The 1214-nt window shown below is 48.7% G+C and carries 1 protein-coding gene and 1 pseudogene; both read right to left on the reverse strand.

Annotated elements, in window-relative coordinates; all coding sequences use genetic code 11:
* Window positions 1–629, reverse strand: a pseudogene (locus Q7U33_RS01690) (dihydroorotase); the annotation flags it as partial.
* A partial coding sequence (locus Q7U33_RS01695) for an aspartate carbamoyltransferase catalytic subunit (protein ID WP_304857817.1) occupies window positions 626–1214 on the reverse strand: 589 nt, incomplete at its 5' end. The gene Q7U33_RS01695 and the pseudogene Q7U33_RS01690, both read right to left, overlap by 4 nt.

Below are 1214 nucleotides of genomic sequence, written 5' to 3' on the forward strand. Positions count from 1 at the left end.
GCAGCGCTAGGAATGCCTTTTAAGCCTAGCCTGCTAGCGACTTCACCATCGTGCGCCACGCCACCTTTGGCTAAAAAGGGTTCTTCTGCGTGTAAAAATAAAGTAAAACCAAATGTCGCAGCGTATTCCATCGCGCGCCACAGTACTTGGGTGTCGGTAATCGCAATGTTTGCCTGTGAGTAGCCCACACAGCCTGCCTCACGCAGTGCGCCCATTTCAGCAAGCTCTTTGCCCTGTAGTTGTCGCGTGAGTGCACCTAGCGGGTACACGCGTGCAAGGTTGAGCTGTTTGGTTCTGTGCTTTAACATTTCCACCAAACCTGGTTCATCCAACACAGGATTAGTGTCAGGTTGACAAGCCAGGCTGGTTACTCCGCCAGCCACAGCGGCTTGCAATTCACTTTCTAATGTTGCTTTATATTCATTGCCAGGCTCTCTCAGCCTTGTAGACAAATCGACCAAGCCTGGGCAAACAACTAAACCACTGGCGTCAATGGTTTGGTTAGCAACAAAGCCATCGGGTGTTTTTCCTAGCGCGATAATTTTGCCAGCGGCTATAAACACATCGAGTTTACTGTCGATATTGTTTTTTGGGTCAATGACTCGACCATTCTTAATGAGAATTTTCATGCTTGGCCTCCTTGCCCGCCAGCCAGCATGGCCATTACCGCCATGCGAATCGCAATGCCGTAGGTGACTTGTGGCAGTATGACTGACTGCGCGCCATCAGCTACGCTGGAATCAATTTCTACGCCACGGTTCATTGGGCCAGGGTGCAACACGATGGCGTCTGGTTTCGCCAGATTCAATTTCTCCTGCGTGAGGCCGTAAGTTTTAAAATATTCTTGCGAGCTTGGTAACATTGCACCATTCATACGTTCGTTTTGCAGACGTAACATCATCACCACATCTACATCTTTGAGTCCTGCTTTTATGTCATGAAATACATGTACACCCAGTTTTTCCACGTGGGCTGGGAGTAGAGTTTTTGGCGCTATCACACGTACTTCTGGCACACCAAGTGTGGTAAGCGCATGAATTTCCGAGCGTGCAACTCGAGAATGCAGAACATCACCCACAATAGCCACTCTTAAATTGTGTAAGTCTGGCTTGTATTTACGTATGGTAAACATGTCCAGCAAACCTTGTGTGGGGTGTGAGTGGCGGCCATCTCCGGCATTAATCACATGAATGTGATTCGGTACATGTTTGGCA

The sequence above is a fragment of the Methylotenera sp. genome (assembly GCF_030653755.1).
Classification (GTDB): Bacteria; Pseudomonadota; Gammaproteobacteria; order Burkholderiales; family Methylophilaceae; genus Methylotenera.